General features: G+C 66.0%; 27 protein-coding genes and 1 tRNA gene. 12 read left to right on the plus strand and 16 right to left on the minus strand.

The genetic code is table 11. The annotated features are described in order from the left end of the window. Position 1: 1 nt before the first annotated feature. The 4 genes from QTH97_RS09565 to QTH97_RS09580 form a co-directional block, all read right to left on the minus strand. Positions 2 to 535 carry a chemotaxis protein CheW gene (locus tag QTH97_RS09565; RefSeq protein WP_286567886.1) on the minus strand — a complete coding sequence of 178 codons (534 nt, stop codon included), beginning with the start codon at positions 533 to 535 and terminating at the stop codon, positions 2 to 4. Positions 536 to 557: 22 nt separating this feature from the next. After that, a complete protein-coding gene (locus QTH97_RS09570) occupies positions 558 to 923 on the minus strand; it encodes a response regulator transcription factor (RefSeq protein ID WP_286567887.1) in 366 nt (121 codons plus the stop codon). Next, positions 924 to 1,319 (minus strand): response regulator, encoded by a 396-nt coding sequence (locus QTH97_RS09575; protein ID WP_286567888.1) that lies wholly within the window; start codon positions 1,317 to 1,319, stop codon positions 924 to 926. It abuts the gene before it with no gap. Between the two features lie 78 nt (positions 1,320 to 1,397). Then, a complete protein-coding gene (locus QTH97_RS09580; protein ID WP_081781356.1) occupies positions 1,398 to 1,568 on the minus strand; it encodes a rubredoxin in 171 nt (56 codons plus the stop codon). Positions 1,569 to 1,678: 110 nt separating this feature from the next. Between QTH97_RS09580 and thiD the strand changes: the two genes are divergently transcribed. The 3 genes from thiD (at position 1,679) to QTH97_RS09595 (ending at position 4,530) form a co-directional block, all read left to right on the plus strand. Continuing rightward, complete coding sequence (gene thiD, locus QTH97_RS09585) at positions 1,679 to 2,641, plus strand: bifunctional hydroxymethylpyrimidine kinase/phosphomethylpyrimidine kinase (RefSeq protein WP_286567968.1); 963 nt, start codon at positions 1,679 to 1,681, stop codon at positions 2,639 to 2,641. Between the two features lie 123 nt (positions 2,642 to 2,764). Then, a complete protein-coding gene (gene hemL, locus QTH97_RS09590) occupies positions 2,765 to 4,054 on the plus strand; it encodes a glutamate-1-semialdehyde 2,1-aminomutase (RefSeq protein WP_286567889.1) in 1,290 nt (429 codons plus the stop codon). Positions 4,055 to 4,059: 5 nt separating this feature from the next. Next, positions 4,060 to 4,530: a hypothetical protein gene (locus QTH97_RS09595; protein WP_286567890.1), complete on the plus strand. Its 471-nt coding sequence runs from the start codon at positions 4,060 to 4,062 to the stop codon at positions 4,528 to 4,530. A 124-nt stretch (positions 4,531 to 4,654) separates the two neighbouring features. Here QTH97_RS09595 and purH read toward each other — a convergent pair whose 3' ends face one another. From purH to dusB, 3 genes are read right to left on the minus strand one after another with little or no spacing between them, the layout of a single operon-like run. Beyond that, positions 4,655 to 6,226: a bifunctional phosphoribosylaminoimidazolecarboxamide formyltransferase/IMP cyclohydrolase gene (gene purH, locus QTH97_RS09600; RefSeq protein ID WP_286567891.1), complete on the minus strand. Its 1,572-nt coding sequence runs from the start codon at positions 6,224 to 6,226 to the stop codon at positions 4,655 to 4,657. Positions 6,227 to 6,232: 6 nt separating this feature from the next. Next, positions 6,233 to 6,469 (minus strand): Fis family transcriptional regulator, encoded by a 237-nt coding sequence (locus tag QTH97_RS09605; protein ID WP_068683508.1) that lies wholly within the window; start codon positions 6,467 to 6,469, stop codon positions 6,233 to 6,235. A 34-nt stretch (positions 6,470 to 6,503) separates the two neighbouring features. After that, the gene (gene dusB / locus QTH97_RS09610; RefSeq protein WP_286567892.1) at positions 6,504 to 7,559 is read right to left on the minus strand and encodes a tRNA dihydrouridine synthase DusB; all 1,056 of its coding nucleotides are present in this window, start codon (positions 7,557 to 7,559) and stop codon (positions 6,504 to 6,506) included. Positions 7,560 to 7,740: 181 nt separating this feature from the next. Here dusB and QTH97_RS09615 point away from each other — a divergent pair, with 181 nt between their 5' ends. Further along, a complete protein-coding gene (locus QTH97_RS09615) occupies positions 7,741 to 8,214 on the plus strand; it encodes a YqaA family protein (RefSeq protein WP_286567893.1) in 474 nt (157 codons plus the stop codon). Between the two features lie 6 nt (positions 8,215 to 8,220). Here QTH97_RS09615 and QTH97_RS09620 read toward each other — a convergent pair whose 3' ends face one another. From QTH97_RS09620 to QTH97_RS09630, 3 genes are all read right to left on the minus strand, one after another. Next, on the minus strand, positions 8,221 to 8,895 hold the full coding sequence (locus tag QTH97_RS09620; protein ID WP_286567894.1) for a glutathione S-transferase: 675 nt from the start codon (positions 8,893 to 8,895) through the stop codon (positions 8,221 to 8,223). Between the two features lie 22 nt (positions 8,896 to 8,917). Further along, the gene (gene ychF, locus QTH97_RS09625) at positions 8,918 to 10,009 is read right to left on the minus strand and encodes a redox-regulated ATPase YchF (protein WP_286567895.1); all 1,092 of its coding nucleotides are present in this window, start codon (positions 10,007 to 10,009) and stop codon (positions 8,918 to 8,920) included. Between the two features lie 81 nt (positions 10,010 to 10,090). Then, positions 10,091 to 10,972, minus strand: a complete 882-nt coding sequence (locus tag QTH97_RS09630; RefSeq protein WP_286567896.1) for an MOSC domain-containing protein — start codon at positions 10,970 to 10,972, stop codon at positions 10,091 to 10,093. 74 nt (positions 10,973 to 11,046) lie between these two features. On the opposite strand from QTH97_RS09630, the gene QTH97_RS09635 reads away from it, so the two are divergent. The 4 genes from QTH97_RS09635 to QTH97_RS09650 are packed head-to-tail and all read left to right on the plus strand — an operon-like array spanning position 11,047 to position 15,546. Further along, the gene (locus QTH97_RS09635; RefSeq protein WP_286567897.1) at positions 11,047 to 12,192 is read left to right on the plus strand and encodes an FAD-dependent monooxygenase; all 1,146 of its coding nucleotides are present in this window, start codon (positions 11,047 to 11,049) and stop codon (positions 12,190 to 12,192) included. 17 nt (positions 12,193 to 12,209) lie between these two features. After that, entirely contained in the window at positions 12,210 to 12,932 is a 723-nt protein-coding gene (locus tag QTH97_RS09640) for a DsbC family protein (RefSeq protein WP_286567898.1), read from the plus strand. Then, positions 12,932 to 14,725, plus strand: a complete 1,794-nt coding sequence (locus tag QTH97_RS09645) for a M61 family metallopeptidase (RefSeq protein WP_286567899.1) — start codon at positions 12,932 to 12,934, stop codon at positions 14,723 to 14,725. The genes QTH97_RS09640 and QTH97_RS09645 overlap by 1 nt, the downstream gene beginning before the upstream one ends. 41 nt (positions 14,726 to 14,766) lie before the next feature. Further along, the gene (locus tag QTH97_RS09650; protein WP_286567900.1) at positions 14,767 to 15,546 is read left to right on the plus strand and encodes an enoyl-CoA hydratase; all 780 of its coding nucleotides are present in this window, start codon (positions 14,767 to 14,769) and stop codon (positions 15,544 to 15,546) included. A 16-nt stretch (positions 15,547 to 15,562) separates the two neighbouring features. Here the strand turns inward: QTH97_RS09650 and QTH97_RS09655 are convergent, their stop codons facing one another. Then, the gene (locus QTH97_RS09655) at positions 15,563 to 17,449 is read right to left on the minus strand and encodes an RNA polymerase sigma factor (protein WP_286567901.1); all 1,887 of its coding nucleotides are present in this window, start codon (positions 17,447 to 17,449) and stop codon (positions 15,563 to 15,565) included. A gap of 169 nt (positions 17,450 to 17,618) precedes the next feature. Here QTH97_RS09655 and QTH97_RS09660 point away from each other — a divergent pair. Continuing rightward, positions 17,619 to 17,695, plus strand: a tRNA-Met gene (locus tag QTH97_RS09660). 64 nt (positions 17,696 to 17,759) lie between these two features. Here the strand turns inward: QTH97_RS09660 and QTH97_RS09665 are convergent. The 3 genes from QTH97_RS09665 to QTH97_RS09675 form a co-directional block, all read right to left on the minus strand. Beyond that, entirely contained in the window at positions 17,760 to 17,966 is a 207-nt protein-coding gene (locus tag QTH97_RS09665; protein ID WP_286567902.1) for a hypothetical protein, read from the minus strand. Between the two features lie 107 nt (positions 17,967 to 18,073). Beyond that, the gene (locus QTH97_RS09670) at positions 18,074 to 19,279 is read right to left on the minus strand and encodes a glycosyltransferase (protein ID WP_286567903.1); all 1,206 of its coding nucleotides are present in this window, start codon (positions 19,277 to 19,279) and stop codon (positions 18,074 to 18,076) included. After that, a complete protein-coding gene (locus QTH97_RS09675) occupies positions 19,276 to 20,154 on the minus strand; it encodes a UDP-2,3-diacylglucosamine diphosphatase (RefSeq protein ID WP_286567904.1) in 879 nt (292 codons plus the stop codon). Before QTH97_RS09675 ends, QTH97_RS09670 begins: the two co-directional genes overlap by 4 nt. Positions 20,155 to 20,291: 137 nt before the next feature. Between QTH97_RS09675 and QTH97_RS09680 the strand changes: the two genes are divergently transcribed. Then, positions 20,292 to 22,019 (plus strand): lysoplasmalogenase family protein, encoded by a 1,728-nt coding sequence (locus QTH97_RS09680; protein WP_286567905.1) that lies wholly within the window; start codon positions 20,292 to 20,294, stop codon positions 22,017 to 22,019. Here the strand turns inward: QTH97_RS09680 and ruvB are convergent. Beyond that, entirely contained in the window at positions 22,016 to 23,071 is a 1,056-nt protein-coding gene (gene ruvB, locus QTH97_RS09685; protein ID WP_286567906.1) for a Holliday junction branch migration DNA helicase RuvB, read from the minus strand. The two genes, QTH97_RS09680 and ruvB, sit on opposite strands and share 4 nt — an antisense overlap. A gap of 89 nt (positions 23,072 to 23,160) precedes the next feature. Here ruvB and QTH97_RS09690 point away from each other — a divergent pair, with 89 nt between their 5' ends. Next, on the plus strand, positions 23,161 to 23,595 hold the full coding sequence (locus QTH97_RS09690; RefSeq protein ID WP_286567907.1) for a hypothetical protein: 435 nt from the start codon (positions 23,161 to 23,163) through the stop codon (positions 23,593 to 23,595). Positions 23,596 to 23,605: 10 nt separating this feature from the next. Here QTH97_RS09690 and ruvA read toward each other — a convergent pair whose 3' ends face one another. Then, positions 23,606 to 24,178, minus strand: a complete 573-nt coding sequence (ruvA, locus tag QTH97_RS09695; RefSeq protein ID WP_286567908.1) for a Holliday junction branch migration protein RuvA — start codon at positions 24,176 to 24,178, stop codon at positions 23,606 to 23,608. A gap of 33 nt (positions 24,179 to 24,211) precedes the next feature. On the opposite strand from ruvA, the gene QTH97_RS09700 reads away from it, so the two are divergent. After that, positions 24,212 to 25,153 (plus strand): PhoH family protein, encoded by a 942-nt coding sequence (locus QTH97_RS09700; RefSeq protein WP_286567909.1) that lies wholly within the window; start codon positions 24,212 to 24,214, stop codon positions 25,151 to 25,153. Positions 25,154 to 25,192: the final 39 nt, after the last annotated feature.

The following is a 25,192-nucleotide window of genomic DNA, read 5'->3' on the forward strand; positions in this document are numbered from 1 at the left end:
CTCAGGCGCCGATGCTCAAAAATTGGGGTTGCTGCGAAAGCGCCTGCAGGTTGATCTCCTGCCAGCGCCCTCCAGCCGCGTCGGTGTAGGCGTGTCCGTACCACGCCGGCGCATCGCTGGCCGGGGCCTGCGATGCAACGAAGGCGTCCACGCCGCGCAGGCCGACCAGCCGGTCGATCAGCAATGCGCAGTTGACTTCGAGCATTTCGTTGAGCGCGACCAGTCGGGACTGCGCGCGCGCCGCCTCGCTCACCGCGGGTGGTGTTGCCGCGCCGGAGGCGAAGGTCGAGAGCTGCACGACGCCGTACAGCCCGCCGCGCAAGTTCGCCACACCGAGGAACCAGGGCTCGGTGTAAGGCACAGGCTGCGGAGGCATCCAGGGAAAGATCTCGCCCGCGTGTCCGAGCGGGAACAGGTAGTTCGACTCGCCCGCCTCCACGGCAAGCCACGATGCGGAAACGCCCGAGGTGCGCGCCGCCTGAAGGCGACTGGCGAGCCGGGACTGGAAGGCGCGGAGAGCGTCGCGGTTGGCCATGAGCGGAGAACGACTTGCGCGATCAGGCCAGGGCGCTGATCTTTGCCATCAGCTCGGCCGTGTTGACGGGCTTGACGATGTAGTCGCGGGCACCTTGACGCATGCCCCAGACGCGATCGGTTTCCTGGTTCTTGCTCGTGCACAGGATGATCGGCACCGCCGCGTACTGCGGATGGCGCGCGATGGCGCGCGTGAGCTGGAAGCCGTTCTGGCCGGGCATCACGACATCCATCAGGATGAGATCGGGTTGCTCTTCCTCGAGACGACGCATGGCATCGTCAGCGTTCTCGGCGGTTCTCACCGAGAAGCCGTTCTTCTGGAGGAGGTCCGTCAGGAAGACCAGTTCGGTCTTCGAGTCGTCGACCACGAGCACTTTGCGAATAGCCATTTACTGCGCTTCCTGAACGATGCCGAACTGCTGCACGGCGTGGAGCAGCTGGTCTTTGGTGAAAGGTTTGGTGAGGTAGTCCTGCGAACCGACCATGCGGCCGCGCGCCTTGTCGAACACCCCATCCTTGGACGAGAGCATCACGACAGGCACATTGGAAAAATGAGAGTTGCGCTTGATGATCGCGCAGGTCTGATAGCCGTCGAGGCGAGGCATCAGGATGTCGCAAAAAATCAGATGCGGCTTGTGGTCGTTGACCTTGGACAACGCATCGAAGCCGTCCTCGGCCAGCAGGACTTCATGGCCGCCCTGCTTCAGGAAGATCTCGGCGCTGCGCCTGATGGTGTTGCTGTCGTCAATGACAAGCACCTTGTAACCGGATCCATTCGCGCTCATTCGCACCGCTCCTTGTGACACCTTGACGACCGCTGCGCTCCTCTCGGGAACGCAGGAAGCGCGGCCCTATGCCATGCTTCAGATCTCAACCATTTCGAAGTCTTCCTTGCGCGCTCCACACTCGGGGCAGGTCCAGTTCATCGGAACATCAGCCCATGCCGTCCCGGCAGCAATACCATCTTCAGGCACGCCCACCGATTCGTCATAGATCCACCCACAAATCAGGCACATCCAGGTTTTCGTATTCATCGCAGCTTAAAGTCCCTGTTCATCAAATGCAACGATCGTATCTAAACGTATCTCAAAATCCCGTGAGAATCGTCTCAGATATGCCACCATCTGGTGAGCCCTGATTGGCTATGAACACTTCTTTACTACCAACAGAGCACGATCACAAAGTGAGCGATCTTAACGACCCCTCGAGCGACGAAGACACTGCAGAAGGAGATTCGAATCCACCCTGCGTGCTGGTCTTCAATGCCAGCGACCCGAGCGGGGCCGGCGGACTGGGCGGCGATGCGCTGGCCATGGCCTCGGTCGGCGCCCACATGCTGGCGGTCGTAACCGGCGCGTACGCGCGCGACACCGCTGAAATCTTCGATCACTTCGCTTTCGACGAGGAAGCCGTCGCCGAGCAGGCACGCTCCATCCTCGAAGACGTGGAAGTCCAGCTCATCAAGATCGGCTTCGTGGGCTCCCCGGAAATCCTGAGCACCGTGGCCGAGACTGCGACCGACTACCCGGAAGTGCCTGTCGTCGCGTACATGCCCAACCTCTCATGGTGGGAAGACAGCCAGATCGAGGCCTACCACGACGCGTTTCGCGAGCTGGTGCTGCCCCAGACCACCGTGCTGGTCGGCAACCACAGCACGCTGTGGCGCTGGCTGCTGCCCGACTGGAGCGGCGAGCGCCCTCCCACCGCACGCGACATCGCGAAGGCCGCGGGCGAGTTCGGCGTGCCCTACACGCTGGTCACCGGACTGGTGCTGCCCGACCAGTTCATCGACAACGTGCTGGCATCGCCGCAGTCGGTGTTGGCGAGCGAGAAGTACGAACGGCTCGACGCGGTGTTCGCGGGCGCCGGCGACACGCTGTCCGCCGCACTGGCCGCCCTGCTCGCGAGCGGCACCGATCTTGCCGCCGCGACCAGCGAGGCGCTGAGCTATATGGACCGCTGCCTCGACGCGGGCTTTCGCCCGGGCATGGGCCACGTGCTGCCCGACCGCCTGTTCTGGGCGCAGCCGGATGACGACGAGGACGAGGACAATGGAGACGCTTCTCCGACCGACTTCGCCTTGCCGCCGCACGACACCAGGCACTAGGCTCGCCCCCAGGCTGCGCGCACTGCGTGTCGCTTCGCCTACCCCCTACGGGGGGAAGGCCGGCCGCTACGGGCGGCCGGGCGCGGCGGCCCTCCCCAACTGAATACCGACACCCTCGACGCAATGACCATCCCTATCGACCCGAACGACATTCTTTTCGAACGCGCACGCGCTGTGATCCCCGGGGGCGTCAACTCGCCCGTTCGCGCCTTCAAGGCCGTGGGAGGGACACCGCGCTTCGTGAAGCGGGCGCAAGGTGCCTATTTCTGGGACGCGGCGGACAAGCGATACATCGACTACATCGGCTCGTGGGGGCCGATGATTCTTGGCCATGGGCATCCTGCCGTCGTGGAGGCGGTGCAGCGTGCGGTCACCGAGGGCTTTTCGTTCGGCGCGCCGACTGAGCGCGAGATCGAACTTGCCGAGGCCATCCTCGCGCTGGTCCCGTCGATGGAGATGGTGCGGCTCGTGAGTTCCGGAACCGAAGCGGCGATGAGCGCACTGCGCCTCGCGCGCGGCGCGACCGGACGCAAGTACATCATCAAGTTCGAAGGCTGCTACCACGGGCATGCAGACGCGCTGCTGGTCAAGGCCGGCTCGGGGCTCGCGACCTTCGGCAATCCGACGTCGGCCGGCGTGCCGCCGGAAGTCGTGCAGCACACGCTGGTGCTCGAATACAACAACCTGGCGCAGCTCGAGGAAGCGTTCGCGCTGCATGGACACGAAATCGCCTGCCTGATGATCGAGGCGATCGCGGGCAACATGAACTTCGTGCGCGCGAGCGCCGCTTTCGCCAAGCGCTGCCGGGAACTTTGCACGCAGCACGGCGCGCTGCTGGTTTTCGACGAGGTCATGACCGGGTTCCGCGTCGGCCTGCGCGGCGCGCAGGGGGTGCTGGGCATCACGCCGGACCTCACGGTGCTGGGCAAGGTGATCGGTGGCGGCATGCCGCTTGCAGCCTTCGGCGGACCGCGCGCGATCATGGAGCAGCTCGCGCCGCAAGGGCCGGTGTACCAGGCCGGCACGCTGTCGGGCAATCCGGTGGCGACCGCCTGCGGCCTCGCGACCTTGAAGGAGATCGCGAAGCCCGGCTTCTTCGAGGCGCTTTCGACGAAGACACGCTCACTCGCCGAGGGATTGAAGGCCGCGGCGGCCGCAGAAGGCGTTCCCTTCAGCTCCGACAGCGAAGGCGGCATGTTCGGCTTCTTCCTGCTCGACGCGCTGCCGCAGAACTACACAGCGGTGATGAAGAGCGACGGCGCGAAGTTCAACAGCCTGTTCCACGGCCTGCTGGACCGCGGGGTCTACATCGCGCCAGCGCTGTATGAAGCGGGCTTCGTGAGCGCAGCCCACAGCGAGGAAGACATCGCAGCGACGATCGAAGCGGCCCGCCAGATCTTCAAGACGCTCTAGCCGCCATGAAGCTGCCATCGCTCCTGGCAGGCGCGAGCCTGCTCCTGCCCGCCTTGGCCTCGGCACAGGTCGATATCAGCCAGGTCTGGATCAACCCGGGCTTCTATTCGCTGCACTTCGATCGCAACAAGGGGCTGGAAGACTTCAATCCCGGCATCGGCATCGAGTGGCCGATCGACAAGACTTTCTCGCTCACGGCCGGCGCGTTCCGCAACAGCGACCGCGACCGCTCGCACTACATCGGCCTCTACGTGATGCCCTTCGAGTTCCACGGCGTGAAGCTCGGCGCCGTCGTGGGCGGCTTCGACGGCTACCAGATGAGCAACAACGGAGGCTGGTTCCCGGCCCTGATCCCGACTGCGGCGATCGAAGGAAGGAACTGGGGACTGAACATCGCGATCATCCCCAGCATCAAGAATCGCCTCTACGGCGCCATCAGCTTCCAGCTGAAATACCGCTTCTCCGACGGCCAATAGCCAATAGCCAATAGCCCGCCCTATTCCAGAAACACCGCGGACCGGCTCCGCCGGTCCGCCGGTGTTGCCCCCGGCAGGGGGTAGGCGGCCACACGAAGTGGGCAAGCCTGGGGGCGAGCAACAATCAATGCCTGAAGTGACGGACGCCTGACAGGACCATCACTACACCGCGTTCGTCGGCGGCGTCGATCACTTCCTGGTCGCGCATCGAGCCACCCGGCTGGATCACCGACGTGGCGCCGGCATCGACCACCACGTCCAGCCCGTCGCGGAACGGGAAGAACGCGTCGCTCGCGACTGCGGTGCCCGACAGCGACAAGCCTGCGTGCTGCGCCTTGATGCTCGCGATGCGAGCCGAATCGAGCCGGCTCATCTGGCCGGCCCCGACACCCATCGTCATGCCGTCCGCACAGAACACGATCGCGTTGCTCTTGACGAACTTCGCGACCTTCCATGCGAACAGAAGATCCTGCAATTGCTGCGGCGTCGGCTGCTTCTTGCTGACGATCTTGAGCTCGTCGATCGACAGCTCGCGGTTGTCGGCCGTCTGCATGAGCAGGCCCGATCCGATGCGCTTGACGTCCACCGCATTGCGGCCGTTGTCCCAATCGGTCCTGCCGCCGGGCGGCAGAGCGATCTGCAGGATGCGCACGTTGACCTTGCTCTTGAACACTTCGAGCGCTTCGGGCGCGTAACCGGGCGCCATCAGCACTTCGACGAACTGCTTGCTCACCGCTTCAGCCGCCGCGCGGTCCAGCGGACGGTTGAAGGCGATGATGCCGCCGAAGGCCGAGGTGGGATCGGTCTTGAAAGCCTTGCTGTAGGCCTCCAAGGCGTCCTTGCCGGTCGCGACGCCACAGGGGTTGGCATGCTTCACTATCACGCAGGCGGCCGTGTCGAAGCTCTTCACGCATTCCCAGGCCGCGTCCGCATCGGCGATGTTGTTGTAGCTGAGTTCCTTGCCCTGGAGCTGCGTCGCCGTCACCAGAGAACCGGGCGCCGGGTACAGGTCGCGATAGAACGCGGCCTGCTGGTGCGGGTTCTCGCCGTAGCGCAGGTCCTGCAGCTTGACGAAGCGGCCGTTGCTCTGCGCCGGGAACAGCGCGTGCGCACCGTCTTCCTGGATGCGGGAGAGGTAATCGCTGATCGCGCCGTCGTACTGGCTGATGCGGTTGAACGCGGCGACCGAGAAGGCGAACTTGGTCTTGTCGCTGAGCTTGCCCTCGGCCTTCAGTTCGGCGAGTGCCTGCGGGTACTGTGCGGCGTCGGTCAACACGCCGACGTCCTTCCAGTTTTTCGCTGCGCTGCGCACCATGGCGGGGCCGCCGATGTCGATGTTCTCGATGGCGTCTTCCAGCGTGCAGCCAGGCTTGGCGACCGTGGCTTCGAAGGGATAGAGATTCACCACCAGCAGGTCGATGGTGTCGATGCCGTGCTCCTTCAACGCGGCCATGTGGGCCGGCAGGTCACGGCGCGCCAGGAGGCCGCCATGCACCTTGGGATGCAGCGTCTTGACGCGGCCGTCGAGCATCTCGGGGAAGCCGGTGAGTTCGGCGACTTCGGTCACCGGCAGGCCGGCGTCGGCCAGCAGCTTGGCGGTGCCGCCGGTGGAGAGCAGCTTGATGCCCAGCGCATGCAGTGCCTGCGCGAATTCGAGGATGCCGGTCTTGTCGGAAACGGAGATCAGTGCGTTCATCAGGGGTTACTTCAGCAGTTTGTGTTCGACCAGCTTCTTGCGCAGCGTGTTGCGGTTCAGGCCGAGCCATTGCGCGGCCTTGGATTGATTGCCCTCGGCGCGCGTCATCACGACGTCGAGCAGCGGTTTCTCGACGACGCGCACGAGCATGTCGTACATGCCGTCGGGCTCGGTCCCGCGGAGGTCGCGGAAATAACTGTCCAGGCTGCTGCGTACGCAGTCTTCGATGTGTTTCTTGCTCATGGCCTTCTCTTCTTCTCCTCTTGTTCTGCTCTCTCTACGCCATCGCGTCGGCGGCCTGTTCGTCTGACGGTTCGACCGCATCCGAAGCATTCGGAATGCGGTCCATTCGCGTCGCCAGCGTGTCGAAGAACCCGGCCACTGCGCGCAATTGCTCGTCGCAGTCCTCGATGGCGTTCATGGCGCCACGGAACGCTTCGCCGCCGGGCAATGCGCGCACGTACCAGCCGATGTGCTTGCGCGCCGTGCGCACGCCGCTGTAGTCGCCGTAAAGGGCGTAGTGCTCTCGCAGATGGTCGAGCATCAGGCGCCGCACCTCGACCACCAGGGGCGGGGCCAGATGCGTGCCTGTGGCGAGAAAGTGCGCGATTTCGCGAAAGATCCATGGCCTCCCTTGCGCGGCGCGGCCCACCATGACCGCGTCGGCGCCAGTGAGCGCCAACACATCGCGCGCTTTCTCGGGTGAGGTGATGTCGCCGTTGGCGACCACCGGGATTCGCACCGCAGCCTTCACGGCGGCGATGGTGTCGTATTCGGCAAAGCCCTTGTAGCCCTGCTCGCGCGTGCGTCCGTGGACGGTGAGCATCTGCACGCCGGCCTGCTCGAAGCGCCGCGCGAGAGTGACGGCGTTGCGATGGTCCTCGCTCCAGCCGGTGCGCATCTTGAGCGTCACCGGAACGTCGTGCGGCGCCGCCGCCTTGACCACCGCCTCCACGATCTCGAGCGCCAGCGGCTCGTCGCGCATCAGCGCCGATCCCGCCCACTTGTTGCAAACCTTCTTGGCCGGGCAACCCATGTTGATGTCGATGATCTGCGCGCCGCGCTCGATGTTGTATTGCGCGGCCTCGGACATCATGTCCGCGTCGGTCCCGGCGATCTGCACCGAAATGGGGCCGGGCTCGCCATCGTGATTGGCGCGGCGCGACGTCTTGAGCGTGCCCCACAGTTCCTTGCGCGACGTGACCATCTCGCTGACCGCATAGCCCGCGCCGAGTTCACGGCAGAGCATGCGGAAAGGCCGGTCCGTGACGCCAGCCATGGGCGCGACGAACAGGCGGTTTTCCAGCGCTATGTTGCCGATTTGCAGGGTCATGGAGAGAAAGGGGGCGAGCGCTGGGCTGCTGAAAAATGAGGCACGATTGTACCGGCGCCGCGATGTGTCGGCTGCAACGATTTGCACCCGGCCCACACGCGATAGGCAGGTTCGCGACACCTGAAGCCCGTACTTGCACCTACACGCCAGGGGGCGGATGCCTTTCTATACTCCAGCGCACATGCAAGCTTGGCTCGACTCACTTCTCGCGCTTCTCGCGCTGCCGCAATACGGGCTGAGCACGCTATTCATCGCCGCCTTCGTGTCCGCGACCTTGCTTCCTGTCGGGTCCGAGCCCGTGCTGTTCGGGCTGCTCAAGCTCAACCCCGAGATGTTCTGGCCCGCCGTGTTCGTGGCTACAGCCGGCAACACCTTGGGCGGTGCGGTCGACTGGTGGATGGGCTACGGCGCCCACAAGGTGGCCGACAAGTATTCGCATTCCAAGCACCATCTGCGCGTGCTGACCTGGCTCGAACGTCTCGGGCCCAAGGCCTGCCTGCTGGCCTGGCTGCCCGTCGTCGGCGATCCGCTCTGTGCAGTGGCCGGCTGGCTGCAACTGCCGTTCTGGCGCTGCTTGTTCTACATGGCCATCGGGAAGTTCGCGCGCTACGTGACGATGACGGTCGCGCTCTTATATATATGGCCTAACAGCTAGGCCGGATCACTTCAACAGCCCGTAGGGACCACCGCGCTCCAGCGCACGCCGGTAGGCCGGACGCGCATGGATACGCTCGAGGTACGCCATCAGTCTCGGCCGCGAGGCGTCGAGCCCGCCGCGCACCGCGGCGGCCTCCACCGGAAAGCTCATCTGGATGTCGGCGCCGGTGAACGCGTCGCCCGCAAACCATTCGCTCTTGCCAAGTTCACCTTCCATGAAGTCGAGATGGCTCGTGATGTTCGGCGTGACGAATCCCGCCTTGGCCTTGGCCGCGATGGACCGGGCGATCGGCTTGGCGAAGAAAGGCATCTTCGACTTCTCGATCCGGTCGAACATCAGCTTCAGCAGCAGCGGCGGCATGGCCGATCCTTCTGCATAGTGAAGCCAGTAGCGATAGCGCAAGGCTTCAGGCGATCCTGGCGCAGGTGCAAGACGGCCATTGCCGTAGCGCTCGATCACCGTCTCCAGGATCGCGCCCGACTCGGCGAGGGTGAGCCCGTCGTCGGTCGTCACCACCGGCGACTTGCCCAACGGATGCACCGCACGAAGCGAAGTCGGCGCCAGCATCGTCTTCGGATCGCGCTGGTAATGCACGATCTCGTAAGGCATCTCGAGTTCTTCGAGCAGCCAGAGCACGCGTTGCGAGCGGGAGTTGTTCAGATGGTGGACGGTGATCATTGATGCCTGTGCGATCGGGGGCTCAGGAGCTGAACAGGAAGTTCATCACGTCGCCATCCTTGACGACGTATTCCTTGCCTTCCGCCCGCATCTTGCCGGCATCCTTCGCGCCCTGCTCGCCCTTGTACGCAATGAAGTCGTTGAAGGCGATGGTCTGGGCGCGGATGTAGCCCTTCTCGAAATCGGTGTGGATCACGCCGGCCGCCTGCGGGCCGGTGTCGCCGATGTGGATGGTCCAGGCGCGCACTTCCTTGACGCCGGCGGTGAAGTACGTCTGCAGGCCCAGCAGCGTGTAGGCCGCGCGGATCAGCCGATTCAGGCCCGGCTCTTCCTGGCCGATCTCGGCCAGGAACATCTTCCGGTCTTCATCGTCCATGTCGGCCAGTTCGGCCTCGATCTTGGCGCAGATGGCGACCACGGGCGCGTTCTGCGCCGAGGCGTATTCGCGCAGGCGATCGAGGAAGGGATTGTTTTCGAACCCGTCTTCCGCGACGTTGCCGACGAACATGGCCGGCTTGGCGGTGATCAGCGAGAACTGCTTGACCAGCGGCTTGTCTTCCTTGCTGAACTCGATGGCGCGCACCGGCTTGTTCTCGTTCAACGCGGCCTGGCATTTCTCGAGCAGAGCGACCAGCTTGATCGCTTCCTTGTCGCCGGAACGCGCCGTCTTGGTGTGGCGATGCAAAGCCTTCTCGACCGTCGAGAGGTCGGCCAGGCACAGTTCGGTCTGGATCACTTCGATGTCGGAGATCGGATCGACCTTGCCGGCCACGTGGATGACGTTGTCGTCCTCGAAGCAGCGCACCACGTTCACGATCGCGTCCGTCTCCCGGATGTGCGCGAGGAATTGGTTGCCCAATCCTTCACCCTGGCTGGCCCCGGCCACCAGGCCGGCAATGTCGACGAACTCGACGATGGCCGGCACCACGCGCTCCGGCTTCACGATCTCGGCCAGCTCCGCCAGGCGCGGGTCGGGCACCTCGACCACGCCGACATTCGGCTCGATCGTGCAGAAGGGATAGTTCTCGGCCGCGATGCCTGCCTTGGTCAACGCGTTGAAGAGGGTGGACTTGCCGACGTTGGGCAGGCCGACGATGCCGCACTGGAGGCTCATGGCGGGTGCTTTCAGAAATCTTGGGGGAACCGGTCATTTTAGGCGCCCGGCCTTTCGCGCCCTGATCCGGGGGCTACTGCCTCATTCGAAGCGCAGGTTGGCACCGACCGGCTGCCCCACCCTGAGCGCATGCTCGACGCCCTCCAGCACGATCGCGTTCATGCCGAAGGTGATGGCGCCGTTGACGCGCGGATCGGAGCGATAGGTGCGCAACATGTCGCCGACTTCGGGGCTACTCGTGCCGGTCGCGGGATCGATGTCGGGAATCGGGCAGCGCGCGCAGGGCTTGACCGGCCGCAGGCTGACCTCGCCCTCGGCGGTCGTGATGTGCAGCGTGTCGACACGGTCCTCGTCGTGCGCCTCGATGCCGGCGAGCACCACGTTGGGCCTGAAGCGCTCGATGCCGACGGCCTCATGGCCGGCCGCCACCAGCCTGGCGTTGAGTTCGGCCAGCGAGCCCTCGCTGGCCACCAGCAGCGGGAACCCGTCGGCAAACTGGTTCGGCGCTTCGATGCCGTCGGTCCACTTCAGGCTCGACAGGCGTTGCTGTTCGGGGTCGAAGCGCACCAGCCGGAGCTGGCACGGCTTCCCGGGCTCCGAGAGGAAGTCGCTGAACCATTGCGCCGCGATGTTGCCCATGTCGTAGGCGGCCACCTCGTCTTTCCAGACGCGCACGCGCACGGGCTCCTCGACGCGATCGAAGGCGATGTGCAGCGCCAGCATGCCCGGCGCGCGAAGAATCATCTCGGAATGCTTGAGTTGCGGCCGAATCAGCGCCATGCGGGGCAGTTCGCGCTGGGAGACGAATTCGCCCGCGCTGTCGACCACCATCCAGGCGCGGTCGAATTCCAGACCGGTTTCGATGAGGAGCGTCTCGTTCACCTCGACGCCGGCGCATGATTTGATCGGGTAGACGAACAGGCGCGCGATCGTCGCCTGGAGGTCGAAATCGGGAGCATTCACGGATCGGTTCCTTTTCAAGAACCGCGATTGTCCAGCACACCGCGGGCGGCGAAGGCTCCTCCTACAATGCCGCGATGGCTCTTCCCCCCGAGGTTTGCATTCGCGGTGCCGGCATCGTCGGACGCACGCTGGCACTGCTGCTGGCGCGCGAGCGCGTGCGCGTGGCGCTGGTGGCGCCCGCCGGCACGCCGAACGGGCAGGACGTCCGGGCGTACGCGCTCAACGCCGCTTCCAAGGCGCTGCTCGAATCCCTGCGCGCCTGGCCCGATGCGGCGCACGCCACGCCCGTGCGCGAGATGCTGGTGCATGGCGACGAGGGCGGCCGGGTGCAATTCAACGCCGCGCGACAGAAGGTCGATGCGCTGGCCTGGATCGTCGATGTGCCGGCGCTAGAGCAGCAGTTGAGCGACGCCGTTCGCTTCCAGCCCCGCGTCGAAGTCGTGAACGATCCCGTTCCGGCACCGCTGACCGTGGTGTGCGAAGGCCGCATGAGCGTCACCCGCGAAGCGCTGGGCGTGAGCTACGAAGTCACCCGCTACCCGCAGCATGCGATCGCCGCGCGGGTCGAAGCCGGGACGCCGCACGACGGGACGGCCCGCCAGTGGTTCAGCGACAAGGGCGAGGTGCTGGCGCTGCTGCCGCTCGCCGACGTGAATCGGCCCGCGGACGCACCTGCCGAGCTCGACCGTTCACTCGCGCTCGTGTGGTCGGTCGACCAGCTTCGCGCTCCCGACCTCCTCGCGCAAGGCGCGGACGAATTCAATGCCGTGCTGACCGAGGCCACCCACCATGCGCTCGGCGCCCTCAAGCTGACCAGCGAGCGCGCGGCCTGGCCGCTGCAGCGTGCCATCGCCAACCGCTGGACGGGGCAGTTCGAGGACGGCTCCGCCTGGGCCCTCGCCGGCGACGCGGCGCACACCGTGCATCCCCTCGCGGGCCAAGGCCTCAACCTGGGCCTGGCCGACGCCGCGGCCCTGGCCGATGTCATCAAGTCGCGCGACTACTGGCGCAGCGTCGGCGATGCCCGCCTGCTGCGGCGCTACGAACGGGCGCGCCGCACCGACGTGCTGTCGATGAGCCTCGCCACCGACGGTCTGCAACAACTTTTCGCACACAGCGCCGATCCCCTGCCGGCGCTGCGCAACTGGGGCATGCGCGGCTTCGACCGCACACGGCTCGTCAAGAACTGGATCGCCCGGCAGGCGATGGGCTTGCAATGAATTCCGGGAAACACACCATGAAGAAACTCACCCGCTCCCTCCTTGCCGCGATGACGGCGCTGACGCTGGGCTACACCCTGGACGCAATCGCCGGCGAAGCCGAGATTCGCAAGAATCTGGCCGCACGCATTCCGCAATTCGCGAAGATCGATGAGGTCACCAAGTCGCCGATGCCGGGCATCTACGAAGTCCGCATCAACGGCTTCGAGATCTTCTATACCGACGACCAGGGCAACTACCTGCTGCAAGGCAACCTGATCGACGTGAAGGAGCGCAAGAACCTCACCGAAGAGCGGGTCGAGAAGCTCAGCGAGGTCGCCTTCAACAAGCTGCCCGTCAAGGATGCCTTCAAGATCGTTCGCGGAAACGGCAAGCGCCAACTGGCGGTGTTCGCCGATCCGAACTGCGGCTACTGCAAGCAATTCGAGCGCGACATGACGAAGGTCGACAACGTCACGATCCATCTCTTCCTCTACCCGGTGCTGGGTCCCGACTCGGTCGTCAAGTCACGCAACATCTGGTGCGCCAAGGACAAGGCCAAGGCCTGGAACGACTGGATGCAGCGCGGCGTCACGCCCGACACCAACGAGTGCGACACGGCCGCGCTCACCCGCAATCGCGAGTTCGGCCAGAAGTACAACATCACCGGCACCCCCACGCTGATCTTCAGCGACGGCTCGCGCGCGCCGGGAGCGTTGCCGGCGGCGCAGGTCGAAAAGCAACTCGCCGCTCGCAGTTGATGGCCGCGCCGGCCGTTCACTACCGCGTCGAATGCGCGGATCGCAGGGCGCACCTGTTCGCCGTCACCCTGACCATCGACCGGCCGGCGGCGCTGCAGCGCGTGACGCTGCCGGTGTGGATTCCGGGCAGCTACCTCGTGCGCGAGTTCTCGAAGAACCTGCAGCACCTGCGCGCAACGCAGGGCCGGCGCAAGCTGGCAGCAGGGCAACTCGACAAGTGCACCTGGCAGATCGAATGCACGCCCGGCAAGGCGCTGGTGCTGCGCTACGAAGTCTGCGCGTATGACAACTCGGTGCGCACTGCCTGGCTGGACGCCGATCGCGGCTTCTTCAACGGCACGAGCTTGTGCCTCCAGGTCGAAGGCCAGCTCGATGTGCCGCACGCGATCGAGGTGCTGGCGCCGCCAACGCCGGAGGATGGCGTCCGGTGGTCATGCGCCACGGCGCTGACACCGGCGAAGGTCGACCGTCACGGTTTCGGCAGCTACATCGCCGGCGGCTACGACGAACTGGCCGACAGCCCGGTCGAGATGGGTGCCTTCTGGAGCGCGGAGTTCGAGGCCTGCGGCGTGCCGCACCGCTTCGTGATCGCGGGTGCGCCTGCATCCTTCGATGGCGAGCGCCTGATTGCCGACACCCGCGCCATTTGCGAGGAGCAGATGCGCTTCTGGCACGGGGACAAGGTCGGCAAGCGCAACGGCCCCAAGCCGCCGCACGACCGCTATGTGTTCATGCTCAACGCCGTGGACGATGGCTACGGCGGGCTGGAGCATCGCCATTCGACCGTGCTCATCTGCACGCGTCGCGATCTGCCCCAGATCGGCGCCCGGAAGCAGACCGATGGCTACGTCACGCTGCTCGGCCTGATCAGCCACGAATATTTCCACACCTGGAACGTGAAGCGGCTGCGGCCCGCCGAGTTCGCGCGCTACGACTACGCGCGGGAGAACTACACGCAACTGCTCTGGCTGTTCGAGGGCTTCACCAGCTACTACGACGATCTCCTGCTGCGCCGCGCCAGCCGCATCGACGACGCGACCTACCTGAAGCTCGTCAACAAGACCATCAACCAGGTGCAGCAGACGCCGGGCCGCTTGGTGCAATCCGTGGCCCAAGCGAGCTTCGACGCCTGGATCAAGTACTACCGCCAGGACGAGCAGACACCGAACTCCACGGTGAGCTACTACACCAAGGGCGCGCTCGTCGCGATGTGCTTCGACCTCACGCTGCGCGCCGAAGGCGAGGGCTCGCTCGACGATGTGATGCGGCTGCTCTGGAAGAAGAGTGAAGGCGGTCCCATCGACGAGGCGGATTTCGCCGCCGCACTGGAAGCCGTATCCGGACGCTCCTTCGCAAAAGAAATCGCCACCTGGGTCCATTCGACCGATGAACTGCCCCTGTCCGACTTGCTGCGCGCGCACGGCGTCGCCGCGCTCGACGATCCGGCGCAGCGCGCCCAGGAGCTCGGCCTTCGCGTGGCCGAGGCGGGCGGCAGCGTGCAGGTCAAGGTGGTGCTGCGCGGCGGCGCCGCCGAGCAGGCGGGCTTTTCGGCAAATGACGAATGGATCGGCATCGAGCTGCCAGCGGCGAAAGGCCGGCCGGCCCAGGGCTGGCGCCTTGCACGGCTGGACGATCTCGCTCTCTACCTGGGCCCGCTGAAGAAGGCCACCGCGCTGGTTGCGCGGGATCGGCGCCTGCTGCGCCTGCCGCTGACACTGCCCACCGGCGTCACCACGTGGCGGCTGTTCGCGCAAGACCCGGCGAAGCTCGCGAAATGGCTGAGTCGGCCGTAGCCCGCGCCGGGCTGAGGATTGTTGGTATCAAGGAGACACGCATGAGCTACGAAAACATCGAAGTCCGCGTCGAGGCCGAAAAGGTCGGCATCGTCACGCTCAACCGGCCGAAGGCGCTCAATGCGCTCAACGACGCGCTGATGACCGAACTGGGCCAGGCCCTGAAGGCCTTCGACGCCGATCCGGCCATCGGCTGCATCATCGTCACCGGCAGCGAGCGTGCCTTCGCGGCGGGCGCCGACATCGCGGCCATGGCCAAGTACAGCTTCCTGGATGCCTACAAGGGCGACTTCATCACCCGCAACTGGGAGACCATCCGCCAGATCCGCAAGCCGGTGATCGCGGCCGTGAGCGGCTTCGCGCTGGGCGGCGGTTGCGAGCTGGCGATGATGTGCGACTTCATCATCGCGGCGGACAACGCCAAGTTCGGCCAGCCCGAGATCAAGATCGGCGTGATCCCCGGCGCCGGCGGCACGCAACGCCTGCCGCGTGCGGTGGGCAAGTCCAAGGCGATGGACATGGTGCTGACCGCCCGCATGATGGACGCGGCCGAAGCCGAGCGCGCCGGTCTGGTGAGCCGTGTCGTTCCCTACGAAAAGCTGGCCGACGAGGCGCTGGGTGCCGCGCTCGTGATCGCCAACTTCTCGCAGATCTCCGTGATGGCGGCCAAGGAATCCGTCAATCGCGCCTTCGAGAGCGGGCTGTCCGACGGCGTGATGTTCGAGCGCCGGCTGTTCCATGCGCTGTTTGCCACGGCTGACCAGAAGGAAGGCATGGACGCCTTCCTGAACAAGCGCGCCGCGGACTTCAAGCACCAGTGAGGCGGCGCCAGGGGCGTCAGGGACTTCGTGGGGGCGCCGCAACCGGCGCAGTCCCCGGAACAGGCGTCACCAACGGTTCCTGAACGGCGTCCCGCAGTGCTGCGCGCAACGCCGCCAGCGCTGGTGCCGATGGCACCCCGGTGGCGGACGGTGTTTTTCCCTCACGCCAGCGAACCTGGGTCGGCGCAACCTCGAACACCGCAAGTACTTCGCGATCGCGCTCCAGAGTGACCCGATATTCCGGCGTGCCGGACAGCGGCTGCGCTCCGACAGCAGAGATCGCGGCCGAACCCAGCAAGGCATTCAGGTCGCGCGCCTCGGCGCGCTGAAACGTGCGGCTTTCTCCACCGCGCCGCGTGATGGTGATGCGGCTCCACTGGGACAACGCTGCGAAAGTCGGCGGCTCCGTCGCCTCCGTGCGCCGGGAAGAAGGGGGGGCAACGCGTGCGGCGGCAGGCGCGCCGGCAGCGGGTGCGCCAGGTGCTTGGGGGCGGGCCGCGTTGTCGGAGCGTTGCGCCAACATGGCGTCGTCCTCCTTGCGCGGTCGGGCGCCCGGTGACTCTGGCGGCGTTGGGCGCGAAGACGCGCCGGCCGACGGCGGCGCCGGGGCGACAGGCGGCGCAGATTTCGCAACGTCCGCACTCTCGCGTCTTGGCGGCGGAGGCTGCGGCGAAGTGGCCGGAGGCGTCTTCTGCACTTTCGCCATTGGCGGCGGAGCCGGTGCGACGGGCGTGGCAGGCGGATTCGATTCCGCCACAGGCGGAGCCTGTGGCTCCGGCGATGCCGGAGGCGGCGCGGATGCCTGTGACGCCGAAGACGCATCCCGCGACGGCGCGGGATTGCCCGGGCCCGGACGCTGCGACGCAGTCGACTCCACGGCTTGCGGCACTGGCGCGGAAGCTTGCGGCCTCGAATCGATCTGTGGAGGAATCACCGGTTCACGCCGCCAAAGCAGCGACACCAGCGTTGCGACCAGCACCGTGGCCAACCCCGCGATCAACGGCACGCGCGAACGCTTTCCGTCCGACGGGCCGATGCGCCGCCACCATGGCCGCGCCGCCAGTTCCAGTTCCGCTTCAGCCTCTTCCGGATCTGCCGCGCCAACGGCTTCGCTCGCCCTTTTCAGCATCGCCTTGCGAAGCCGCCAGTCCGGTGCCGTGTTCTGGTCCGGCGCGTATTCCAGCGCCTGCCACAAATGGGCGTCGCTCAGATCGTCCGGACTGTCCTCCGACGGCTCGATGCCCTGCTCCAGGACCGACAGGTACCGCTCCATGCAGCCGCGCAACTTCTTCAGGCCGGAGCGCAACCGCTTGCGGACGGTTTCCGAGCCGACGTCGAGCGCGCCGGTCAGCGCCTCGACGGTAAAACCATCCTCGTGGTGCAGCAGGAAGGCGGCGCGCTGTTCAATCGGCAGTTCGTCGAGGCAGGCCAGCAGCCGGCGGCCCGCGGCGCGCCAGAAGGCGAGTTCTTCCTCCGACGGGCGCGCGGCGTCGTTGGCCGCGCCACCGTGGTCACTAAGCAGTCCGCGACTGAAGATCTGCGCAGCTTCGAGCCCGTCGCCGTCTTCGTCATGCGCATAGAACGCCACCTCGCGGCCGCTCAGCCGCAGCCTGTCCATGGCGAGGTTGTGTGCAATGGTGAAGGCCCAGACGCGCCATGGAACATCCTGCGGCGAAAAGCTGTCGCGCGCGACGCTCACCCGCATCCAGATTTCCTGGAACACCTCGTCGACTTCGCCTGCGAATCGGATGCCGAGCAAACGCCGAACGAAGCGGTAGAGCGCGCGCTCGTTGCGGGCATAGAGCGCGTCGAAGGCGGAAGGCTCCCCGCCGGCGTAGGCGAGCATCAACTCGTCGTCCGGCAGGGCGTCATCGAGACTGGGAATTGCAGTGGGCTCGCGCATCGGGCGATTTTGACCTCTCGTTCCGCGGCATGCACCGCCGTCCGGGAGTGGCGACGTGCATTCCGTCGGGGCGGTCGAGCCGCAGGATTTGGAGGCCGCCCGCAAGGGCATCGGGAAACTTCCGACAGGTGCTGAAAGTGGCCCGGAGCCGCGCTATAATCTCTGGCTCGGCTCTTTAGCTCAGTCGGTTAGAGCGATGGAATCATAATCCACAGGTCCGCGGTTCGAGTCCGTGAAGAGCCACCAAACAAGAAAAGCCTGCTATCACTTCGATAGCAGGCTTTTTTGCTTTGGGCCGTTGGTTGCCTACTTATTCCTTGGGACGCCGCCAGGCGCTGAGGAACTCGGCCGGCTTGTCCGGCGGCTGCCACGTGACCACGACCGGGGATGAGGCTGAGGGAGCCGTCGATGCAGCACTGGCGCCTATCGCGGCTTCCCTGCCCGCGCCTTCGCAGCCGGCAAGACATGCCGCCGCAGCCGTCAGGCCTGCCGCCACGTACCAGGATGAATTCTTCACAGCGACTCCTCGGTTGTTCTGCCGCGTGCAACCCTGGCTGGGTTGTACGGATGCGCTGAGTGTAACAGAGATGTAACTCCAAAGTTCTATTTCTAGGCTTGGCGGCACTAAATGCACTGTTGCGTTGACTTTTCAAGGTGCGGCATCGAGGTCGATGCCTGCGAGTCTTCGAGGATGCCCCGAAGAATGCGCGGCAGCTCGACGATCGCCTCGTTGCGAATGCCGCGCGTGGCTGCCCGATAGCGGTCCATCTGCGAGGTCAGCTCCTCGACCGCCTCCGCCACCTTGGCAAAGCTCGCGCAGACCACACCCACGCCCTGCTCGCGCACCCACTGGGCGTTGTAGCGTTCCTGCGGCAGCGTCCAGCGATTGCGCACGACGATCACGGGCAGGTGCATCTGCACCGCCTCGCTGAGGCTGCCGGGTCCGGGCTTTCCGATGAAGAAATCGGCGAGTTGCATGTAGTGGGCTATGTCGGGCGTGAACTCCAGCACGAGCCGCGGCGCCCGCGAAGACGAGGCGCGCAGGTCGCGAGCCAGCTTCGCGTTGTGGCCGCAAGCGAGGATGAGCTGCGTATCGCGCAGCCGCTTCGCGATGCCGAGCATCGCCTTGGAGCCCTGCCCGCCGAACAGCACGATGCCGGTCGGGCGATCGGGGTCGAGCCCCATCGAAGCCCGCGCTGCTGCACGGTCGACCGGCTTCGCGTCGTGGAATGCCGAGCGCATGAGCATGCCGGAAGTCGCGTGGGTCCGATCATCCGAATACCCGGCCTCGCGCGCCTGCTGCACGGCCCTGGGACTTCCGCAAACGAAGTGCTGGTCCAAACCTTTTTCGATCCAGAAGTTCGGCGGGTGATCCGCCAGATCGGTCAGCACGGTCACATACGGAACACCGGGCAACGTGGACGCGAGCGCCTCGCACATCGCACGGTTGAAGTTGGGAATCAGTGACACGACCATGTCGGGCTCGGTCGCGAGCCAATGCTGCTGCAGTTGCCGCAACAGCGTCGAATGCCCCCAGCGGATCATTCCCTGGAGCAGCTTCAGCTCCTGCGCCAGGCCGAGCGTCCACCCACGTGCCAGGCGCTTGTTGTAGACGTCCTCGGGATCCATGCCCGTGATCTTTCGGAAGCTGTCCCTGGGGTCGAGCACTTCGCGCAGGTTGACCAGTCTCACGGTCCACGGAAGGCCCGCCCGCCGGATGGCGGCTTCGAGCGCCAGCGCCGAGGCACGGTGGCCGCCGCCGGCGTTGAAGTAGACGAGGTCGACGGTCCGGGCCGGGCGGCAAGGAGGAAGCAGGGCCGCGGGCTTCATGCGTGCGCCGGCTCGCGCCGCGAAGCCGCATGCCCGGCCCGGGCCTCGACGGGCATGTGCTCCGCCCAGTGCAGGATCTCCAACGACCCGTCCGCATGCTCCGCCAGTGCGGTCAGGCTCTCGACCCAGTCGCCGTCGTTGGCGTAGAGGATGCCGTCGATGTCGCGCAGTTCCGCGTGATGGATATGGCCGCACACGACGCCTTGCACGCCCCGCCTGCGCGCTTCGCGCGCCACTGCGCTTTCGAAATCGCCCACGTAGCTGACCGCGCGCTTGACCTTCAGCTTCAAGTACTTCGACAACGACCAGTAGGGCAAGCCCATGCGCGCACGAAGGGAGTTGAGATGGCGGTTCAGCTTCAGCGTGAATTCATAGAGCGAGTCGCCGACGTGCGCCAGCCACTTTGCGCACTGGATCACGCCGTCGAACAGATCGCCATGCATGACCCACAGCTTGCGGCCGTCCGCGGTCTCGTGGATCCACTCCTCCGCGACGTCGATGCCGCCGAAGTTGTGGTGCAGGTACTTGCGCGCGAACTCGTCGTGATTGCCCGGGATGAAGATCACGCGCGTACCCTTGCGCGCCTTGCGCAGCAGCTTCTGGATCACGTCGTTGTGCGCCTGCGGCCAGTACCAGTGACGGCGCAGTTGCCAGCCGTCGATGATGTCGCCCACGAGGAACAGCGTCTCGCACTCGGTGTGCTTGAGGAAGTCCAGCAGTGCGCGGGCCTGGCAGCCGGGCGTCCCCAGGTGCAGGTCGGAGATCCAGAGCGTGCGGTACTTCTGCGGCGGGCGCAGGGCATCCCCGTCTTCCGGCTCGGGAAGCTGGGGGGCGGAATCGCGCCATGCGCGAAGAAAGGCGTCGTCGCGTTGCATGGACCGACACGATCGCTTCGACCCGTGACGGGGCCAAGGCACATGCGTGACCTCCTGATGACACCGGCGAGTCTCTTCGGGCAAACCATGACAAAGCCGCGGCGAAGTCACACCGTGCGCACCGGAGAATTCGACGCATGCGACCCGGCCAGATCATCGTTCTTGCAACCCCCGTCTTCTTCCTCCTCATCGGGATCGAATTCTTCGTGGGACGCCTGCGCGCCCGGCGCGGGACCGGCCAGGACACCTACCGCCTGCCGGACACGCTCAACAGCATCGGCCTGGGCATGCTGAGCCAGATCAGCGCGGCGATCACCGGGCTCCTGCGCATCGGCATCTACGCCGCGATCTGGTCGGCCTTCGCCCTGTTCCGCAACGACGAGTTCTGGATGCAGTGGTACGGATGGGTGCTGGCGCTCGTTTTCTACGACTTCTGCTACTACTGGCTGCATCGCTTCGGCCACGAAAGCGCTGTGCTGTGGGCCGCGCACGTGGTGCATCACCAGAGCCAGCACTACAACCTGTCCACCGCGCTGCGCCAGACCTCCAGCGGCGTGCTGCTGGGCTGGATCTTCTACCTCCCGATGGCGCTCGCGGGCGTGCCGCCTCTGGTTTTCGGCGCGGTCGCGCTGATCGACCTGCTCTACCAGTTCTGGGTGCACACCGAGCAGGTCGGCAGGCTGGGCTGGTTCGACCGCTGGTTCTGCTCGCCGTCAAACCATCGCGTGCATCACGCCGTGAACGACGGCTACATCGACCGGAACTACGGCGGCGTGCTGATCGTGTGGGACCGGCTCTTCGGCACCTTCAAGGAAGAGGACGAGCCCTGCGTCTACGGAACGCGCAGTCCGCTACAGAGTTGGGATCCGGTCTGGGCCAACGCCGAGGTCTATTGGTCGCTCGCGCGCGACGCATGGCGGACGCGGCGCTGGAGCGACAAGCTGCGCATCTGGCTGAAGCCACCGGGCTGGCGGCCGGCCGACGTGGAGGCGCTGGACCCGAAACCGCCTTTCGACATCAGCCAGGTGCGCCGCTACGAACCGCCGGCTTCCCGCGGTGTGCAGGTCTTTGCAGCCGTGCAGTTCATGGCGCTGCTGGGCGGTGCTACCGCCTTCCTCTGGTACGCGGACACGCTCCCCTTCGCCTCCTCGCTGGTGTGGCTCGCCGCGCTGACGGCCGGACTTTGGGCGACCGGTGCGGTACTGCAGGGCCGGCTGTCGGTGATCGAGGTTCTGTTCGTCGATGCGGCGGCGCTGGCCACTTCCAGTGGCGCATTGAGCATTGCCGGCCTTCACCTGGTCTTCAAGCCGCTCGCGCTGATGATCCTCATCGCCTTTGCGCTGATGCGCGCCCGCTCACTGAAATCGCCCGGCCGCTTCGTCCTCCTGCTGGTGGCCGGTCTCGTGGCTTCCCTGGCCGGCGACGTTCTCCTGATGTGGCCGCAATTCTTCGTGCCGGGACTCATCTGCTTCTTGCTGGCACACCTGGCGTACATCGCCCTCTTCGCCTCGGGAGCCGGCCTGTTTCCTCGGCGGCGCGCCCTCGCCGCCACGCTGGCCATCGGCTTGCTGATGTACGTTTTCCTGTGGTGGGGCGGGATGCCATCGGGCCTGAGGGTGCCCGTGGGGATCTATGTCTTGGTGATCGCCTGCATGGCAGCCCAGGCGCTCGGGCGGGCGGCGGTTCTTGGCGATGCATCGGCGCGACGGGTCGCCGTGGGTGCCTGCCTCTTCATGCTGAGCGATGCCTTGTTGGCAACGAACCGCTTCGTCTCGCCGCTGCCAGTGGCCTCGTTGTGGGTGCTGGCCAGCTATTACGCGGCGCAGTGGTTCATCGCCTCGAATGCGTTGATGCCGAGAACCTAGCTCCCGAACATATCCCCGTCACGCTGCGGCGCTGCAACGCCCAGATGCCGGTACGCGGCCAGCGTCGCTATGCGGCCGCGCGGCGTGCGCTGCAGGTAGCCCTGCTGGATCAGATAGGGCTCGATCACGTCCTCGATCGTGCCGGACTCCTCGCCGATGCTGGCGGCGATGTTGTCCAGCCCGACCGGCCCGCCGTCGAAACGGTGGATGACGGCTTCGAGCAGCTTGCGGTCCATCAGGTCGAAGCCCTGCGGATCGACGTCGAGCATCGCGAGCGCCTTGTGCGCCACGTCGACGGTGATCCGTCCGTCGCTCTTGACCTGCGCGTAGTCGCGCACACGCCGCAGCAGCCGATTGGCGATGCGGGGCGTGCCGCGCGAACGGCGCGCGATCTCGAGACCGCCGTCGTCGTCCATCGGCACGGCCAGCAAGCCCGCGCTGCGGCGCACGATGCGGGCCAGTTCTTCGGCCGTGTAGAACTCCAGCCGCGCAACGATGCCGAAGCGGTCGCGCAGCGGATTCGTCAGCATTCCCGCCCGGGTGGTCGCGCCCACCAGCGTGAAGGGCTGCAGGTCGAGCTTGATGCTGCGCGCCGCCGGCCCCTCGCCGATCATGATGTCGATCTGGTAGTCCTCCAGGGCGGGGTAGAGGATTTCCTCGACCACGGGCGAGAGGCGGTGGATCTCGTCGATGAAGAGCACGTCGTTGCGCTCGAGGTTGGTGAGCAGTGCCGCGAGATCCTTGGGCTTCTCCAGCACCGGGCCGGAGGTCTGGCGCAGGTTCACGCCGAGTTCGGCCGCGATGATGTGCGAGAGCGTGGTCTTGCCCAGCCCCGGCGGGCCGAACAACAGGACGTGGTCGAGCGCCTCCGCGCGATGGCGCGCCGCGCCGATGAAGATCTCGAGTTGCTCGCGCACCTTCGCCTGGCCGACGTACTCGTCGAGCAACTTGGGCCGCAACGCACGTTCGATGGCTTCTTCGTTGGGCGAGGCGGGCGCAGCGGACACCACGCGTTGCGGGGCCGGGGCGAAATCGTCGGTCTGGATGGTCATGAGGGCAGTGGGCTGAGGGGCGCAGTTTAGGGCCTGTTGGCAGCTCCTCTGCGGCAGAATGCGCCACCGGGAAGGGGCCGAATCACCTCATGAATGACAACGACCGCGCACTGTGCGCCGCCACTGCTGGCCTGCTGCGTGCCAGCGGCGCCCTGGCGCTCTGGGGGCTCGCGCTCGCCTTCATCGCCGGGCTGGTGCTCGCCCTCACGGGGCGCTCGTTGCCATCGGCGGCCTGGTTCATCTACGCGATGGTCGGGCTGATCGGATTGCCCGAACGCTATCTGGCGCTGCGCCTCGCGCTCACCGCCTCGCTGTTCGAAGGGCTGGTGCAAGGCGCGATCGCCTCGACGTCCGCTCTGGAGAACGGACTGGAAAAACTCGGCCTGCGCCGCGGCTCCGATGGATCGCGCCAACTGGCCGATCGCGTCCTGGAGGCCCGCAAGCTGATGCAGCGGCACGGCATCGTCGTCGTGGTGCAGACCATCCTGTTCGCGTTGGCGCTCGCGATGCAGGACTCGCGCTGAGCTGCCGGGCCTACTTCGCCAACGCGCGCAGCGCCAGCTTGATCCCTTCGCCCACCGCGATGTCCTTCGGCAGCGCCTTGAGCGCCGCGGCGGCCTCCTTGTCGCTGTAGCCGAGCGCGACCAGCGCCTGCAGGATGTCGGCCTGCGCGTCGCTCGCCGCATGCGCCGGCAGTGCGATGTCGGCGCCGAGCTTGCCTTTGAGTTCGAGCAACAGCCGCTCGGCCGTCTTCTTGCCGATGCCGGGGATCTTCACCAGGCGCCCGGCCTCCTGCAAGGTGATGGCCTGCGCGAGCTCGCTCACGCTCATGCCGCTGAGCACGCCCAGCGCCGTCCGCGGCCCGACCCCGGAGATCTTGATGAGCTGGCGAAAGGCCGCGCGCTCGGCGGCAGTGCCGAAGCCGTAGAGAATCTGCGCGTCCTCGCGCACCACGAAGTGCGTGAGCAGCGACACCCGCTCGCCGGCGCCCGGCAGGTTGTAGAAGGTGCTCATGGGCACATCGACCTCGTAGCCGACGCCGTTGCAGTCCACCACTACCTGCGGCGGATTGCGTTCAGCCAGGATGCCGGTGAGTTTGCCTATCATGGGTGCCCTTCTCGCTTTGAAAATGAAATCCGCGTGATTCTGCGACACACCTTCGCCCCGCCCAACAACACGCGCCTGGGACACCTCTGCGGACCGCTCGACGCGAACCTGCGGCGCATCGAGGAAGCACTCAACGTCAAGATCGCGCACCGGCACGAGCAGTTCAAGATCGACGGGCCCAAGGTCAACGCGCAACGCGCCATGGAAGTGCTGCAGGCGCTCTACGAGATCGCCCAGCGCCCGATCGATGCCGCGGTCGTCCAGCTCACGCTGGCGGGCGATGGCTCGATGACGGAGGCCGAGGACGGCGCCGTGGTGCTCGCCACGCGACGCACCGACCTGCGCGCCCGTACGCCGAACCAGAGCGTGTACCTGCACAACATCGCGAACCACGACATCACCCTCGGCATCGGCCCCGCAGGCACGGGCAAGACCTACCTGGCCGTGGCGTGCGCGGTGGATGCGCTCGAACGCAGCGCCGTGCAGCGCATCGTGCTGACCCGCCCCGCGGTGGAGGCCGGCGAGCGCCTCGGCTTCCTTCCCGGGGACCTGACGCAGAAGGTCGACCCCTACCTGCGGCCGCTGTACGACGCGCTCTATGACCTGATGGGCTTCGACCGCGTACAGAAGGCTTTCGAGCGCAATGCGCTGGAGATCGCCCCGCTGGCCTTCATGCGCGGCCGCACGCTGAACAACGCTTTCGTGATCCTCGACGAGGCTCAGAACACCACGCCCGAGCAGATGAAGATGTTCCTGACTCGCATCGGCTTCGGCGCCAAGGCGGTGGTCACCGGCGACGTGAGCCAGATCGACCTGCCGAAGGCGCAATTGAGCGGGCTCATCGACGCGGAGCGGGTGCTCAAGCGGGTCAACGGCATCGCCATCACGCACTTCACCAGTGCCGACGTGGTGCGGCACCCGTTGGTCGCCCGCATCGTGGATGCCTACGACAACGCGCGCAAGCGAACACGATGATGCTCCCCCCCAGTCTTCGCGCACTTCGTGTCGCCTCGC

The organism is Variovorax gracilis (assembly GCF_030317115.1).
Lineage (GTDB): Bacteria > Pseudomonadota > Gammaproteobacteria > Burkholderiales > Burkholderiaceae_C > Variovorax > Variovorax gracilis.